This window comes from Mycobacterium simiae (assembly GCF_010727605.1).
GTDB lineage: Bacteria > Actinomycetota > Actinomycetes > Mycobacteriales > Mycobacteriaceae > Mycobacterium > Mycobacterium simiae.
Genome location: NZ_AP022568.1, coordinates 1,561,079 through 1,576,146, shown reverse-complemented (window position 1 = coordinate 1,576,146; position 15,068 = coordinate 1,561,079). Strand labels below are relative to the sequence as shown.

Sequence of the window (15,068 nt, the reverse complement as noted above, 5' to 3'; positions counted from 1 at the left end):
TTAGTACCGGCCGAACGCCACCGCGACGTTGTGGCCACCGAACCCGAACGAGTTGTTGATCGCGTAGCGGTAGTTACCGGGTCGTGGCTGACCCGCCACCACATCCAGGTCGATCTGGGGATCGAGGTTTTCCAGGTTCAGCGTCGGCGGGATCACCTGGTCCCGCAGTGCCAGCACGGTCAGGATCGACTCCACCGCGCCGACCGCGCCCACCGAGTGGCCCAGCGCCGCTTTGGGGGCGTACACCGCCGCCTTGTTGCTGCCCAGCGCGTTGTTGATGGCCTTGGCCTCAGCCAGGTCGCCCACCGAGGTGCCGGTGGCGTGGGCGTTGACGTGGTCGATGTCGTCGGGCGTGAGCCCCGCCAGCTGAATCGCCCGGCTCATCGCATGCCCCGCGCGTGCGCCGTTGGGGTCCGGCGCCACCATGTGGAAGCCGTCCGAGGTGATGCTTGCGCCCATGATGCGGGCCAAAATGTTGGCGCCACGGGCCTTGGCGTGCTCCTCGGTCTCGATCACCATCAGCGCGCCGGCCTCGCCGAACACAAAGCCGGTCCGGTCCCTGTCGAACGGGCGGCATGCGCCGGCCGGGTCGTCGTTCTTGGTCGACATCACGATGCGCATCTGGGCGAACGCCGCGATGGCCACCGCCTCGATCCGCACCTCCACGCCGCCGCAGATGGCGACGTCGGCCTCGCCCAGCACGATGTTGCGCCAGGCCTGCGCAATGCCCTCCGAACCGGACGCGCACGCCGATATCGGTGTGATCACGCCGGCCCGGGCGCGACGTTCCAGCCCGATCGCCAGGGCGGGCCCGTCGGGCATGTACTTCGACACCGCCAGCGGAGAGACGGCGTTCTTGCCGCGTGCGCGCAGATCGTCGTAGCTGAACACGATCTGCTCGGCCGAACCCAAGCCGGTGCCGACGGAGACCAGTAGCCGGTTGGGGTCCACGTCCGGCGAACCGGCATTCTCCCAGACGCGACGACTCAAGACGGTGGCGATCTTCTGCAGCCACCCCATCCGGTGCCGCTCGGCCCGGGTCAGCCCTTGGTCGAAATCTTCCAGCAGGTGCCCGCCGATGCGCACCGGCAGGTCATAGTGTTCGACGAACGAGTCATGCAGATGACGGATTCCGCTTTGCCTGTCCAGCAATAACTTCCAAGTGCTCTCCGCATCCGTTGCCAGCGCAGTCGTCATCGCAATGCCGGTGACCACGACATTCGGAAGTGCTTTCCCCGTAACCAGCTCTGTCATTGCGAAGGTCCTTCCTGCTGACTAACGCAAACCTCGCCCCGTTACGCCACTATTCCACAGCCCCGGCGACCCGCCGTGCGAATGGTCCCACACGTTCGATGAACCGATCAAAAAACGCCCCGGCGTCGACGCGAACACCGATGCGCGCGTTTGGTTCTCGGCGCCCGGACCAGTCGGTCACCGTCATCCCGCGGGTCAGGGTCCCGGCCAGCTCGACCTCCACCCGCCCCATCCGGGTCGCGACGAGCTCGGGGTCCAGTGCGATTGCCGCCGCCAACGGGTCGTGCAGGTGCGCGAGATAGCCATGGCCGTTGTCGCAATAGCCTTCCAGATAAAACCGCAGCGCGTCTTCGATCACCCGGATCACCGGGTTGGACGCCGTCGATCGGGTTCCGCGTTCGTCCTGCGCGCTCATCATGGTCGTCGTCGATTCCGCCGCGGCGGCCAACCTGGCCAGGATCTCCGGTGTGATCGCGACGGTGCGCGTCAGGTCCAGGCCGCACAAAATTGGAAGTTGTTGTGGTTCAAGGGTTTCTGCCGACCATGCCTGGAAAACCCGATCGGCGGCCTCGGGATCGACGCTGATGTTCCATTCCGCCACCGCGGTGGTGTTACCGACGTGGTCGTAGGACCCGCCCATGATCACCAGCCGGCGTAACAACGTTGGCAGCGCGGGCTCCAAGCACAGCGCCAACGCCAGGTTGGTCAACGGGCCGGTCGCCAAGCCGATCAGCTCACCGGGCAACGCGCGGGCGGCACGCACCCAGGCGGTCGCCGAGTCGTAGTCGGTCAGCCCGATGTCGCTGGGCGGCAGGTCGGCATACCCCAAGCCGCGCGGCCCGTGCACTTTCGAGGGGGTCCGCAGCGGGCCGGTCAGCGTCTCCTCGCTTCCCTTCGACACCGGGATGCCGGTGGCGTGGCACAGTTCGAGCAGACCCAAGTTGTTGGCGCAAACCTGTTGTACGCCAACGTTTCCACCGGTCGAGGCGATGCCGACCAAATCTGCGTCCGGGCTGGCCAGCAGGTAGATCAGGGCCAACGCGTCATCGACACCGGTATCGACGTCGATGAAGACCGGTGCCTTACGACCGGCGCCCGTCGTCACCAATGAATCCCGGGCACCAACCGGACCGCCTTCCGGACCGGCCGGGGCACTGCGATGCGGCCGACGGCTCGGACCGGGCGTTTGGGCCGTCTGGGGACCGGTACCGGCGCTGCCGCGGCGTCATTTTGGGTCTCCGCCGGCACCACACCCAACGCAGCCGCGGAATCGGGGTAGCCGAGATACACCTGATGCAGAATTCGCCGCGACGTCTTGGGCAACAGGTAGTTGCCGGCCTCGGCGAGCGTGCCCAGCGGGGTGTCGATGCGAGCCGGCTTCTCGACCAAGCCGCGCACCACCATGGCCGCCGCCCGTTCGGGGCTGATCGGTGCGACCGGGTTGAGCCGTTGTGACGGCGCAATCATCGGCGTCTTGACCAGCGGCATGTGGATATTGGTGAACGTGATGTGGTCGGACAGCATCTCGGAGGCCACCACGTCGGAGAACGCGTCCAGCGCCGCCTTGGTCGGCAGATACGAGCTGTATTTCGGATTGCGGGCCAGCACCCCCGCGCTGGACACGTTGACGACGTGACCGAACCGGCGCTCCCGCCAGTGCGGCAGCAACGCCAGCACCATCCGCACCGCGCCGAAGTAATTGACCGCCATCACCCGCTCGTAGTCGTGCAACCGGTCGGTGGAGTTGATCACCGAGCGCCGAATCGAACGCCCGGCGTTGTTCACCAGGTAGTCGACGTGGTCAAAGCGGCCCAGGATGTCTTTGATGGTGTGCTCCACCGACACCGAGTCGGTGACGTCGCACGTGAAGGCGTGGGCCTGACCGCCATTGGCGCGGATCTCGGCGACCAGCTCGTCGAGCGCACAGCCGTTGCGCGCCAGGGCGAAAACGGTTGCGCCCCGCTCGGCGACCGCGATCGCCGAGGCCCGTCCGATCCCGCTGGAGGCGCCGGTGATGATCACGTGCCTGCCCCGCAGGGCGCCGGCCGGATCGTCGCGGCGAGCCCGGTCGGGGTCGAGCTGCTCGGCCCAGTACCGCCACAGCTTGGGTGCGTAAGTGGCGAACTCGGGAACCTCGATACCGGTGCCGCGCAAGGCTTCCCGGGTGTTGTCGCTGACGAACGTCGGCGCCAGGTCCACCAAGTCCAGAACCTCGGCGGGAATCCCCAACTGGATGGCCGCCATGTCGCGCAGCACCCTGGCCCGCCCGCGGACCTTCAGCACCGGGGCGGCTACCGCCCGCGGCAGCGACCCGCGCAGCGCGGGCAGCCCGGCCGTCTTGGCCACCCCGCGGTAAATACCGCGCAGCCCAATGGTTTGCGGCGAAGTCAGATGGAACGTCTGACCATCGCGGCCGTCGGAGTGCATCAACTCGACCAGCGCGTCGACCACGTAGTCGACCGGGACGATGTTGGTCCGGCCGGTGTCGGGCAGCAGGATCGGAGTCAACGACGGCAGCATCGCCAGCTTGGCCAGGATGCCGAAGAAGTAATACGGGCCGTCGATCTTGTCCATCTCGCCGGTGCGCGAGTCGCCGACCACCACCGCCGGGCGGTAGATCCGGTAGCGCAACCCGGGTGTGGACCGCACCAGCAGTTCGGCCTCGAACTTGGTCTGGTGGTACGCGGTGGGCAGCCGCTGGCCGACGTCGAAATCGTCTTCGGTGTATTCGCCCCGGAAGTCGCCGGCCACGGCGATCGACGACACGTGGTGGACCGTCGCGTCCACCCGCTGCGCCAGCGCGACGACCGCGCGGGTGCCCTCGACGTTCGCCGCCCGCTGCTCGGCCTCGCCGGCGGTGACGTCGTAGATCGCCGCGCAGTGCACCAGATGGTCGACCCGGCCCAGCTCGGCGAGCGCCTCGTCGGTCAGCTCCAGCCCGACCAGATCGCCGACCAGCGGTTTGGCCCGTTCCCCCCACTCGGCGGCAAGACGTTCGAAGCGCCCCAGTGACTGCCGCCGGACCAGGACCCAGACCTGCGCATCGGGCCAGGTGTTCAACAACCGGGATACGACGCGGCGCCCAATAAACCCGGTACCGCCGGTAACGATATACCGCATGGAGCCATGGTAGCGGGGTTCAGCTGAAGTTGCGGATCCCGTCCCAGTCGACCAGCGTCCACCCGTTGGTCGGGTTGCCGGTCACCACCACGCGGCCGATGTTGGGCAGCGGATGGCTGGTCAGCAGGCTCGTCTTGCCGTTCTTGGTGTTCATCAGGGTCCACGTCATGATCGCGGCGCCCTGGGAGAACACCACCGGCTTGCTGTGGCCGCTGCCGTAGATCTTGTTGACAGCGGCGGTGAACTGGTCGTTGAACTGTTTGCCGCTGATCGAGCCCGGGATGCTGTTGCCGACGTCGCCGTTGATCCAATCCACCGGCGCCAGCAGGTATGTTGCGCCCGACATCGGTTCCGGTTTGCCGTTGTACCAGCCGGCGTTCAGCGATTGCACGCCGTTGAGGATCTCGACCTGTTTGCCGAGCTCGCCGGCCAACGGTCCGGCGGTCTGCTGGGCCTCGGCCATCGCGGAGGCGTAGACGGCGTCGAAGTCGTTGCGGCCGCTCTGGTGCGCCACCTGCTGGGCCTGGCCCTTGCCCTCGGCGGTGAGTCCGGGGCCGGGCGGGTCGGTATTGATCACGCCGTCGGCTTCGGCTTGAGTCTGGGCGTTGCGGATGAAGGTCACCGTGATCGAGCGTGCCTGTGTCGAACCGCCGCAGGCACCGACGACGAGTGTTGCGGCGAGTATGGCCACCAACTTCGAGGCATTTCCGACCTTGCGCGTCCCCATGGCGATAGCCTGCCCTGCCGGGCGCCCCCGGGGGAAGGGTTTGCAATGGTTGGGTGCAGAAAAGCTTGATTCTTCAAGATTGAGGAGACTCGTATGGCGATTGACCCGACTGCCATCGGCGCAGTGACCGAGCCGATGTTGTTCGAGTGGACCGATCGGGACACCATGCTGTACGCCCTCGGTGTCGGGGCGGGGCTCGAAGACTTGTCGTTCACCACCGAGAACAGCCACGACATCTCCCAGCAGGTCCTACCCACCTACGCCGTGATCTGCTGCCCGGCTTTCGGTGCGGCCGGCAAGATCGGAAAGTTCAACTGGGCCATGCTGTTACACGGTTCGCAAGGCATCCGGCTGCACGCGCCGCTGCCGCCGGCGGGCAAGCTGTCCGTGGTCACCGAGGTCGCCGATCTGCAGGACAAGGGGGAGGGTAAGAACGCGATCGTCATGCTGCGCGGCCGCGGCACCGACCCGGATTCGGGCCAGCTGATCGCCGAGACGCTGACCACGCTGGTGCTGCGCGGCGAGGGCGGGTTCGGCGGGCAGCCGGGGCAGCGTCCCATCGCGCCGGAATTCCCCGACCGCGAGCCCGACGCTCGGATCGCGCTGCCCACCCGCGAGGATCAGGCGCTGATCTACCGGCTCTCCGGGGACCGCAACCCGCTGCACAGCGACCCGTGGTTCGCCCGCGAGCTGGCCGGTTTTCCCAAGCCGATCCTGCACGGCCTGTGCACCTACGGGGTGTCCGGCCGTGCGCTGGTCGCCGAGCTCGGCAAGGGGGTGGCGGCCAACATCGTCTCGATCGACTCGCGCTTCACCTCGCCGGTGTTCCCCGGTGAGACGTTGACGACGTTGATCTGGCGTACCGAGCCGGGCAGGGCAGTGTTTCGCACCGAAGCTTCCGGAGCCGACGGCGCCGAGCCGCGAGTCGTGCTCGACGACGGTGCGGTGGAGTACACCGAGAGCTAGCCGGCCTCGGCCAGCTGCCGGGCCAGCCGGTCGACGAATTCGGCGACGCGGGCCGGGCTGTCCAGCGCGTAGACCGCGGCGGTTGCCCGGTCGCCGTCGTCGTCGTGCCGCACCAGGATCGGAATGCCCGCATCCGCGCCTCGGCGCGGCAGGCGCACCGCGTCGAACGCGTCCTCGTCGGTGATGTCGTCGCCAAGGTAGACCGGGGTCAGCTCCGCTGCGCCGGCCAAATGATCGATCACCCAGCGCAGGGTTTTGCCCTTGTCCCAGTCGACGTCGGGGCGCAGTTCGATGACCTCGCGGCCGGTGGTCACCCGCAGCGCGTCGCGACGGCCCGCGGCGCGCACGGCGGCCGCCACCTCACCGACGCGGTCGCGCGCCGCATTGCGGTAGTGCACCGCAACGCCAAAACGCTTGTGCTCCACCACGACTCCGGGAATGGCGCCGAGCCGGTCGCGCAGCTGGGCGGCCGCCTGCGCCAGCACCGGCACCGCCGCGGACGCGGCCTCGTTCTGGTGGTGGGTTCCATCGGGAGCGGTCAGTTCGAATCCGTGGCTGCCGGCGTACCAGATGCCCGGCAGCCCGACCCGCGTCGTCACGTCGGCCAGGTCGCGGCCGGACAGGATTGCCACCGGACAGCGGGCGGCCAGCCGCTGCAGCGCCGCCCCGGCCCCGGCGACCAGGTGCGCCGCGTCCGGATCGTCGACGATGTCCGACAGCGTGCCGTCGAAGTCGAAGAACACCGCCGGGTGTCTGGTGTCCAGGTCGCCGTCGAGCAGCTGGGTTGCGTCGGCGAGCTGGGACATGCGCCGGTCGCCGGTGCGGACGGTGACGTCGCCGAGATGCTGCGCGTCGATCACCAACGCGAACCCACTATCGCGAGCGGCCGCGGCTGTCGCCTCGCTGGCGGCCACGACGACGCAGCGTCCGGTCCGAATGCCAGTCATGTCGTCGGCCGGAGCGAAGGTGCCCGCGGCGACACCGGCGTCGCGCAATTGCGCGACCAACGCGGCCGGAATGGCCAGTGCGGGATCGAACAGCACCGCGTCGTGACGGCGCGGGTCGATGGTCAGCGGCTCCGGGTTGGGCACGAATCCACCTTCTCACGGTGGGTGTCCCCGTCCGGGCCGGGTCAGTGCCGGGCTCGCGCGGTCGGATGGGTCGGCGGCACGCCGCGCGGCTGCGCGCCGGCCCGGCGCTTGCGGCGATCGCTGCTGAACAACAGGACGGAGTCCTGGCTGAGCGCCGTCAAACGCGCCATCTCCCGTTCGATTCCAGCGGCGACCTGCTGGAGTTCCGGCGCCGCGTCGTATTCGGCGGTGATCCCAAAAATCAGCTCGTCGCCGTAGCTGAGCACCGCGACTCCGCTGGGCAGCTGCGAGGCCGTCGGCGGGATCGGCAGCAGGCGTTCCACCGTGGCGCCCATCAGCGCCAACCGGTGTCGCGGGCCGGGGGTGTTGGTCGCCAGCATCACCACGCCGGGCTGCGGCAACCGGCTCAGCACCAGATGAAACATCTTGACGCACAGGGCAACCGGCACCAAGCCGGTGGCCAGATCGACGATGCTGCTGTTCTGGACGGCCGGTTTGTTCAGGCTGCTGTGCACGATCCGCAGCCGCTGAACCGGGTCGGCGTGTTCGACGGGGAGGTAGGGCAGCTTTCCCGCAATGTCGTCGGCCCTGTCCAGGGTGCGCACCGAGCTCGGCCGGGGCTGTTCGCCGCGATGCAGCAGCATCGCCCGGAAACCCTCGGTAATCGCGGCGAGCGCGACGTCGTTGGTGGTCACCCGGAACTTGCCGCACACCGCGTCCACCGCGGCCAGCGGAACACGCACGGTGCCGTAGCGGCGCATCGTGACCACCGGGGCGGTCGACGACATCCGCGCCGCCGACCAGACGCTGTCGGTCAGGTTATTGGTGACCGCCAGGGCCGACTCCAGGGCCAGCTCCAGCGCATCGGCCCAGCCCCGCTTGCGTGCTGGTGCCGGATCAGGTTGGGGGACAGACGGATTGGCAAACATCCCGGCGTCGGCGTCATCGCAAAGCCGGGTCAACAGATGCGCCGCCGGGATGGTCTCGGCGAGGAGGTAGTGGACCTTGACCAGGATCGCCCACTTACCCCTCAGCCCCTCGACGACCCAGCATTCCCACGGCGGTCGGTCCGAGTCCAGGGGCCGTTCCAGGGCGTGGGCGATCACCCGGGACAGGTCGGCTTCGGCACCGGGGTGGGCAACCGCGACCCGATGCAGGTGATGGGTGAGGTCGAACTCCGGGTCGTCGGCCCACTGCCCGGCGCCGCTGAGCGGGTGCGTGTGCAACACCTGCGTGCATCGTGGTATCGCGATAATGCGTTCTGCCAAAAGGTCTTTGAGTCGACCGAAGTTGGGGGTCGGGCCGTCGACGATGGCGACCGCACCGGTCACCATGCTCGCCTGCCGATCGGGATCCGCCGCCGCGCGCCAGCCCGTATCCAGTGCCGCTGTCAGCTGTACCATCTGCAGTTCCCGCCCGTCGTCGGCTCCGTACCAGTATCTGTCGCGGCGGTGCGATCGCGGTAGGTCCTAGTCCGTTAAGACTGTGTTTAGAAGGTGAAGGCCGGTTTAACAACCGCTTCGACAACCGTGCACGTAATCGAACACACATTCGATAGACTGTTCGGATGGGTTTCAGCAACGAGCCGCGGAGTTGGGCGGAAATGGAGCGGTTGCTCGACAGCAAACCGCGGCACGCCGGCACGCCGATTGCCGAGGAGCCTGCGCCGGAGGCCCCTTGGTCGCGCAAGCGCGGAACGTACGAACCGCCGACGCAACAGCGTGGTCGTTCTGCCGCTGCGCATTGCGTTCCCTACGCCGAGCTGCACGCACATTCGGCGTACAGCTTCCTGGACGGGGCCAGCACACCCGAAGAGATGGTGGAGGAGGCCGCCCGGCTGGGTCTGCGTGCGCTGGCGCTGACCGACCACAACGGTCTGTACGGCGCCGTCCGGTTCGCCGAGGCCGCGGCCGAACTCGACGTTCCTACCGTGTTCGGTGCCGAGCTGTCGCTGTCCTCGGTTCCCCGCACCGAGACGCCGGACCCGCCCGGCCCGCATCTGCTGGTGCTGGCCCGGGGCCCGGAAGGCTACCGGCGGCTGTCGCGACAGCTGGCTGCGGCCCACCTGGCCGGCGGTGAGAAGGGCAAGTTGCGCTTCGACATCGACACGCTGACCGAGGTCGCCGGTGGGCACTGGCACATCTTGACCGGCTGCCGCAAGGGCCATGTCCGCCAAGCTCTTTCCGAGGGCGGTCCATCGGCGGCGGAGCGGGCGCTGGCCGATCTGGTGGACCGGTTCGGCGCCCAGCGGGTCAGCGTCGAGTTGACCCACCATGGTCAGCCTCTCGACGACGAACGCAACGCGGTGCTGGCCGGGATCGCGCCGCGCTTCGGGGTCGGCGTGGTCGCCACCACCGGGGCGCATTTCGCGGGGCCGTCGCGGCGGCGGCTGGCCATGGCGATGGGCGCGATTCGGGCCCGGCAGTCGCTGGATTCGGCCGCCGGGTGGTTGGCTCCGCTGGGTGGCTCGCACCTGCGATCCGGTGCGGAGATGGCCCGGCTGTTCGCGCAGGTGTCTGGTGGGGGCCGTGACGCGGTGGCCGCCGCCGCCGAGCTCGGCGAGCAGTGTGCGTTCGGGTTGGCGCTGATCGCGCCGCAGTTGCCGCCGTTCGACGTGCCCACCGGACACACCGAAGACAGCTGGCTGCGGCAATTGACGATGGCGGGGGCGCGGGAACGCTATGGGCCGCCGGAGAGCGCGCCACGCGCGTACGCCCAGATTGAACGTGAGTTGAAAGTCATTGCGCAGCTGACCTTTCCGGGCTATTTCCTGGTGGTGCACGATATCGCCCGGTTTTGCCGCCAGAACAACATCCTGTGTCAGGGCAGGGGATCGGCGGCCAACTCCGCGGTCTGTTACGCCCTCGGTGTCACCGCGGTCGATCCGGTGGTCAACGAGCTGTTGTTCGAGCGTTTCCTGTCGCCCGCCCGCGACGGTCCGCCCGACATCGACATGGACATCGAGTCGGATCAGCGCGAAAAGGTCATCCAGTACGTCTACGACAAATACGGTCGCGACTACGCCGCTCAGGTCGCCAACGTCATCACCTACCGTGGAAAGATCGCGGTGCGCGACATGGCCCGCGCCCTGGGCTTCTCGCAAGGGCAGCAGGACGCGTGGAGCAAGCAGGTCAACCACTGGAACGGGCTTGCCGACTCGCCCGATGTCGAAGGCATCCCCGAGCAGGTGGTCGACCTGGCCAACCAGATCCGGAACCTGCCGCGACACATGGGGATTCATTCCGGTGGCATGGTGATCTGTGACCGTCCGATCGCCGACGTGTGTCCCGTGGAATGGGCTCGAATGGCGAATCGCAGTGTCCTGCAGTGGGACAAAGACGACTGTGCGGCCATCGGTTTGGTGAAGTTCGACCTGCTCGGGCTGGGCATGCTCTCGGCGCTGCATTACGCGATAGATCTGGTCGCCGAACACAAGGGCATCGAGGTCGATCTGGCTCGCCTCGACCTCTCCGAGCCGGCGGTCTACGAGATGCTGTCCCGCGCCGATTCCGTCGGGGTGTTCCAGGTGGAGTCGCGCGCTCAGATGGCGACGTTGCCCCGGTTGAAGCCGCGGGTGTTCTACGACTTGGTGGTCGAGGTTGCGCTGATCCGTCCCGGGCCCATCCAGGGTGGATCGGTGCATCCCTACATCCGGCGGCGCAACGGAATCGACCCAGTCTGCTATGACCACCCATCCATGGCCCCGGCCCTGCGAAAGACGTTGGGAGTGCCCTTGTTTCAAGAGCAACTGATGCAGCTGGCGGTCGACTGCGCCGGCTTCTCCGCCGCCGAGGCCGACCAGTTGCGCCGCGCCATGGGATCCAAGCGTTCGGCCGAGCGGATGCGACGGCTACGTGACCGGTTCTACGACGGCATGCGCAGATTACATGGCGCCACCGACGAGGTGATCGACCGGACCTACGAAAAGCTAGAAGCGTTCGCCAATTTCGGCTTCCCGGAAAGCCATGCGCTGTCCTTCGCTTCGTTGGTGTTCTACTCATCCTGGTTCAAGCTGCACCACCCGGCCGCGTTCTGCGCGGCGCTGCTGCGGGCACAACCGATGGGTTTCTATTCACCCCAGTCGCTGGTGGCCGACGCGCGCCGGCACGGCGTGCGGGTCCACGGCCCCGACGTCAACGCCAGCCTGACGCATGCCACCCTCGAGAATGCCGGCACCGAGGTTCGGCTCGGGCTGGGGGCGGTCCGCCATATCGGCGACGACCTCGCCGACCAGTTGGTCGAGGAGCGAAAGGCTCACGGCCCCTTTGACTCTCTGCTCGACCTGACCACCCGGATCCAGCTTTCGGTGCCACAGACCGAAGCGCTGGCGACGGCGGGAGCACTGGGCTGTTTCGGGGTGTCGCGACGCGAGGCGTTGTGGGCGGCCGGGGCCGCTGCCACGCAACGCCCGGACCGGTTACCCGGGGTGGGTTCGTCATCCCATGTCCCGGCGCTGCCGGGGATGAGCGATCTGGAGCTGGCCGCCGCCGACGTGTGGGCCACCGGGATCTCCCCGGACAGCTACCCGACCCAGTTCCTGCGGGCTGACCTGGACGCGATGGGCGTGGTACCCGCCGCGGCGCTGCTGGGTGTGCCCGACGGCGATCGGGTACTGATCGCCGGCGCGGTGACCCACCGACAACGGCCCGGCACGGCGCAAGGAGTGACGTTTATCAACCTCGAGGATGAAACCGGGATGGTCAACGTGCTCTGTACCCCCGCGGTGTGGGCCCGGCACCGCAAACTGGCCAACACCGCCCCGGCGATGCTGGTGCGCGGCCAGGTCCAAAACGCCAGCGGCGCAGTTACTGTTGTGGCCGAGCGACTGGGCCGCATCACCCTGGCCGTCGGCTCCAGATCCCGGGACTTCCGCTAGAAATCCAATGTTGCAACGCACCGACAATCCGCGTCGTAAGCTCGGCTCATCGCTTGGAATCGGTTGTTTGACTGCAGTTTCAGGGGAGGCGGAAATGATGTTCAAGGCCACTCGCCGCGGTATTGCACTAGTGGGTTGTGCTGCGGCGGTTGTTCTTTCCCCCGCCGTTGCCAGTGCCGATCCGCCCGACCCGCATCAGCCGGACATGACAAAGGGCTACTGCCCGGGCGGTCGATGGGGCTACGGCAGCCTAGCGGTATGTGACGGAGACAAGTACCCCGACGGGTCGTACTGGCACCAGTGGATGAAAACCTGGATCGCCGGGCCCCAGTTCTACTACGACTGCGTCAGCGGCGACGAACCTCTCCCGGCTCCGCCACCGCCCGGCGGCTGCGCCGGCGCGATCCCGACCGACCAACCGGCCCCGCCCCCCGCAAACTGATCCCGGCGAGACGACCGAGAAGTTGCTGCCCACGCCTCGGACATCAACCACGCCCAGCCGGGCGACCCGGTCACGGCGGCCGCGGCAATCGTCGACATCGCGTCGGCCGCCGAGCCGCCGGTGCATCTACTGCTCGGCTCGGACTGCGTCGCCGCGGCGGAAGCCAAGATCGCGGACCTGCAGGCCGACATCGACGCTTGGCGGGCCGTCTCGCTGTCCACCGACCACCATGACTAGCTTGCAGGCGTCGTCCAGATTCGGGTCGGGGTGATCGCCAGCCTGGTGCTGAACGCTTCCATCGACATGCCCGAGTTCGCCTCCAATTCCTCGGCAAGCACCCGGTATTTCGCCCAGTAGGCGGCGTCATCGCGGCAACTCACATCGGTCGCGTCGATTGTCGCGGTTCCACCGACGACGACGATGCCACCACCGTTGCCGTCGGAGTCCAGGTTCAGGCTGACCTCGGGATGCCGCCTGACATGGCCGACTTTCGCGGACTGGGGCAGCGTGTAGATCGTCAGCTTGCTGCCGTCGAAGTAGAACCAGACCAGCCGGGGAATCGGTTGGCCCGATTTGGCCACCGTCGTCAGCCAGCCGAAGTTGTCGGAGCGAAGCCTGCCGGAAACTTCTTGTGTCAGTTCGACTGTCATAGCCAAATGTAACCTCCAATCATGACCCTGGATCTGTCCGTCGATGAACTGCTGACGACCACCCGCTCGGTGCGCAAACGCCTCGACTTCGACAAGCCGGTGCCCCGCGAAGTCCTGATGGAATGTCTCGAGCTGGCATTGCAGGCGCCGACCGGCTCCAATTCGCAGGGCTGGCAGTGGGTATTCGTCGAAGATGCCGACAAGAAGAAGGCGATCGCCGACATCTACCTGACGCATGCGCGCGACTACCTCACCTCGCCGACGCGCGAATATCCCGAGGGGGACACCCGCGGTGAGCGGATGCCCAAGGTCAAGGACTCCGCGCTGTATCTCGCCGAGCACATGCACGAGGCGCCGGTGCTGTTGATCCCCTGCCTGGAAGGCCGCGAAGAGAACTCACCGATCGGGGCGGTGTCGTTCTGGGCGTCGCTGTTCCCTGCGGTGTGGAGCTTCTGCCTGGCGCTGCGCTCCCGCGGCCTGGGATCCTGCTGGACGACCCTGCACCTGCTCGGCGACGGCGAGCGCAAAGCGGCCGAGGTGCTCGGCATTCCCTACGACCGGTACAGCCAGGGCGGACTGTTCCCGATCGGCTACACCAAGGGCACCGATTTCCGTCCCGCCAAGCGGCTGCCCGCCGACCAGCTGACGCACTGGAATACCTGGTAGGCGCTACGTCGACCCCGGGTAGCCGTGCTGGCGCCAGGCCTCGTAGACGGCAATCGCCGCGGCGTTGGACAGGTTCAGCGAACGCCGGCCCGCCAGCATCGGGATGCGCACCTGCCGGGTGACGTGCGTGTCGGCCAGGATCGCGGCGTCCAGTCCCTCGGGTTCCGGGCCGAACATCAACACGTCGCCGGGCTGGAAGTCGACGTCGGCAAACACGGTCGGCGCGTGCGCGGTGAATGCGAATACCCGCGCGGGCAACACCGCATCCCACGCGTGCTGCAACGTCGGGTGCACCGTCACCGACGCCAGGTCGTGGTAGTCCAAGCCGGCCCGGCGCAGCTTCGGTTCGGACAGGTCGAAGCCCAGCGGCTCGACCAGATGCAGTTCGGCGCCGGTGGCCGCGGCCGTCCGGATCGCGTTGCCGGTATTGGGCGGGATCCGGGGCGACACGAACATCAGCTTGAACACAACGCGATAATGGTCGCATGGTCGAGCAGAGCATCTGGATGCAGAAGGTCGCTGCCGATCCGGGACATTCGCACTGGTATATCGAACGGTTCCGCGCCATGGCCCGCGCCGGCGACGACCTGGTCGGTGAGGCGCGGCTGGTGGACGCGATGGCTCCCCGCGGGGCACGCATCCTCGACGCCGGATGCGGTCCCGGCCGGGTGGGCGGCTACCTGGCCACGGTCGGTCACGAGGTGGTCGGTGTCGACGTCGACCCGGCGCTGATCGCGGCGGCCGAACAGGACTATCCCGGCCCGCGCTGGGTGGTCGGCGACCTCGCCGAACTCGACCTGCCCGCGCGCGGCATCGCCGAACCGTTCGACATCATCGTCTCGGCCGGCAACGTGATGGCGTTTCTGGCGCCGAGCACCCGGGGCCGGGTGCTGAGCCGGCTCCGGGCCCACCTCGCCGACGACGGTCGCGCGGCGATCGGGTTCGGCGCGGGCCGCGATTACGAGTTCACCGAATTCCTTGCCCACGCTGCGGCGGCCGGTCTGACCCCCGACCTGCTGCTGTCCACCTGGGATCTGCGGCCGTTCACCGCCGACTCGGACTTTCTCGTCGCGATTCTGCGGCCGGCGTAGCCCGGTGCTATCTGGTCAGTAACGATCCTGGTGACGCGGGCCGCGGGCTGTCATACTCGTCGAATTGCCACGCGTTTACCGCTCGCGCGTCGCGGCGTGGGGGAAGCGGAACAAAAGCAGGAAAGCTCATGAGCCTCTCGTTTGATCGGGCGCGCAGTGCCGGCGCAGCCGACGGCCGCGCAGCC

The 15,068-nt window shown here is 67.8% G+C and carries 13 protein-coding genes; 5 read left to right on the top strand and 8 right to left on the bottom strand.

What is annotated here, in order from left to right; all coding sequences use genetic code 11:
- The 4 genes from kasB to G6N33_RS07125 are packed head-to-tail and all read right to left on the bottom strand — an operon-like array spanning window position 1 to window position 5,101.
- Window positions 1-1,254, bottom strand: a complete 1,254-nt coding sequence (kasB, locus tag G6N33_RS07140; RefSeq protein WP_044509941.1) for a 3-oxoacyl-ACP synthase KasB — start codon at window positions 1,252-1,254, stop codon at window positions 1-3.
- Window positions 1,255-1,303: 49 nt separating this feature from the next.
- Window positions 1,304-2,359: a nucleoside hydrolase gene (locus G6N33_RS07135; RefSeq protein WP_044509942.1), complete on the bottom strand. Its 1,056-nt coding sequence runs from the start codon at window positions 2,357-2,359 to the stop codon at window positions 1,304-1,306.
- Window positions 2,356-4,374, bottom strand: a complete 2,019-nt coding sequence (locus G6N33_RS07130; RefSeq protein ID WP_044509943.1) for an SDR family oxidoreductase — start codon at window positions 4,372-4,374, stop codon at window positions 2,356-2,358. Before G6N33_RS07130 ends, G6N33_RS07135 begins: the two co-directional genes overlap by 4 nt.
- A 19-nt stretch (window positions 4,375-4,393) precedes the next feature.
- Window positions 4,394-5,101 (bottom strand): histidine phosphatase family protein, encoded by a 708-nt coding sequence (locus G6N33_RS07125; RefSeq protein WP_044509944.1) that lies wholly within the window; start codon window positions 5,099-5,101, stop codon window positions 4,394-4,396.
- A 93-nt stretch (window positions 5,102-5,194) separates the two neighbouring features.
- Between G6N33_RS07125 and G6N33_RS07120 the strand changes: the two genes are divergently transcribed.
- Window positions 5,195-6,067: a MaoC/PaaZ C-terminal domain-containing protein gene (locus G6N33_RS07120; protein WP_044509945.1), complete on the top strand. Its 873-nt coding sequence runs from the start codon at window positions 5,195-5,197 to the stop codon at window positions 6,065-6,067.
- Here G6N33_RS07120 and otsB read toward each other — a convergent pair.
- Window positions 6,064-7,158: a trehalose-phosphatase gene (gene otsB / locus G6N33_RS07115; protein WP_044509946.1), complete on the bottom strand. Its 1,095-nt coding sequence runs from the start codon at window positions 7,156-7,158 to the stop codon at window positions 6,064-6,066. The two genes, G6N33_RS07120 and otsB, sit on opposite strands and share 4 nt — an antisense overlap.
- 41 nt (window positions 7,159-7,199) lie before the next feature.
- On the bottom strand, window positions 7,200-8,561 hold the full coding sequence (locus G6N33_RS07110) for a wax ester/triacylglycerol synthase domain-containing protein (RefSeq protein ID WP_044509947.1): 1,362 nt from the start codon (window positions 8,559-8,561) through the stop codon (window positions 7,200-7,202).
- Between the two features lie 164 nt (window positions 8,562-8,725).
- Between G6N33_RS07110 and G6N33_RS07105 the strand changes: the two genes are divergently transcribed.
- Window positions 8,726-12,034 (top strand): error-prone DNA polymerase, encoded by a 3,309-nt coding sequence (locus tag G6N33_RS07105; RefSeq protein WP_101528749.1) that lies wholly within the window; start codon window positions 8,726-8,728, stop codon window positions 12,032-12,034.
- 94 nt (window positions 12,035-12,128) lie between these two features.
- Entirely contained in the window at window positions 12,129-12,476 is a 348-nt protein-coding gene (locus G6N33_RS07100) for a hypothetical protein (protein WP_044509949.1), read from the top strand.
- Window positions 12,477-12,709: 233 nt separating this feature from the next.
- Here G6N33_RS07100 and G6N33_RS07095 read toward each other — a convergent pair whose 3' ends face one another.
- On the bottom strand, window positions 12,710-13,126 hold the full coding sequence (locus G6N33_RS07095) for a TIGR03667 family PPOX class F420-dependent oxidoreductase (RefSeq protein ID WP_044509950.1): 417 nt from the start codon (window positions 13,124-13,126) through the stop codon (window positions 12,710-12,712).
- A gap of 21 nt (window positions 13,127-13,147) precedes the next feature.
- Here G6N33_RS07095 and G6N33_RS07090 point away from each other — a divergent pair, with 21 nt between their 5' ends.
- Window positions 13,148-13,792, top strand: coding sequence for a nitroreductase family protein (locus G6N33_RS07090; RefSeq protein WP_044509951.1), 645 nt, complete (start codon window positions 13,148-13,150; stop codon window positions 13,790-13,792).
- 3 nt (window positions 13,793-13,795) lie between these two features.
- On the opposite strand, the gene G6N33_RS07085 is transcribed toward G6N33_RS07090, so the two are convergent.
- Complete coding sequence (locus G6N33_RS07085; RefSeq protein ID WP_044509952.1) at window positions 13,796-14,260, bottom strand: tRNA (cytidine(34)-2'-O)-methyltransferase; 465 nt, start codon at window positions 14,258-14,260, stop codon at window positions 13,796-13,798.
- Window positions 14,261-14,277: 17 nt separating this feature from the next.
- Between G6N33_RS07085 and G6N33_RS07080 the strand changes: the two genes are divergently transcribed.
- A complete protein-coding gene (locus G6N33_RS07080) occupies window positions 14,278-14,883 on the top strand; it encodes a class I SAM-dependent methyltransferase (protein ID WP_044509953.1) in 606 nt (201 codons plus the stop codon).
- Window positions 14,884-15,068: the final 185 nt, after the last annotated feature.

Bases quoted from the DNA above. Each gene is read 5' to 3' on its own strand.
- kasB (WP_044509941.1), bottom strand. From the start codon at position 1,254: ATGACAGAGCTGGTTACGGGGAAAGCACTTCCGAATGTCGTGGTCACC.
- G6N33_RS07105 (WP_101528749.1), top strand. From the start codon at position 8,726: ATGGGTTTCAGCAACGAGCCGCGGAGTTGGGCGGAAATGGAGCGGTTG.
- G6N33_RS07130 (WP_044509943.1), bottom strand. From the start codon at position 4,374: ATGCGGTATATCGTTACCGGCGGTACCGGGTTTATTGGGCGCCGCGTC.
- G6N33_RS07095 (WP_044509950.1), bottom strand. From the start codon at position 13,126: ATGACAGTCGAACTGACACAAGAAGTTTCCGGCAGGCTTCGCTCCGAC.
- G6N33_RS07125 (WP_044509944.1), bottom strand. From the start codon at position 5,101: ATGGGGACGCGCAAGGTCGGAAATGCCTCGAAGTTGGTGGCCATACTC.
- G6N33_RS07120 (WP_044509945.1), top strand. From the start codon at position 5,195: ATGGCGATTGACCCGACTGCCATCGGCGCAGTGACCGAGCCGATGTTG.
- G6N33_RS07110 (WP_044509947.1), bottom strand. From the start codon at position 8,561: ATGGTACAGCTGACAGCGGCACTGGATACGGGCTGGCGCGCGGCGGCG.
- G6N33_RS07080 (WP_044509953.1), top strand. From the start codon at position 14,278: ATGGTCGAGCAGAGCATCTGGATGCAGAAGGTCGCTGCCGATCCGGGA.
- G6N33_RS07090 (WP_044509951.1), top strand. From the start codon at position 13,148: ATGACCCTGGATCTGTCCGTCGATGAACTGCTGACGACCACCCGCTCG.
- G6N33_RS07100 (WP_044509949.1), top strand. From the start codon at position 12,129: ATGATGTTCAAGGCCACTCGCCGCGGTATTGCACTAGTGGGTTGTGCT.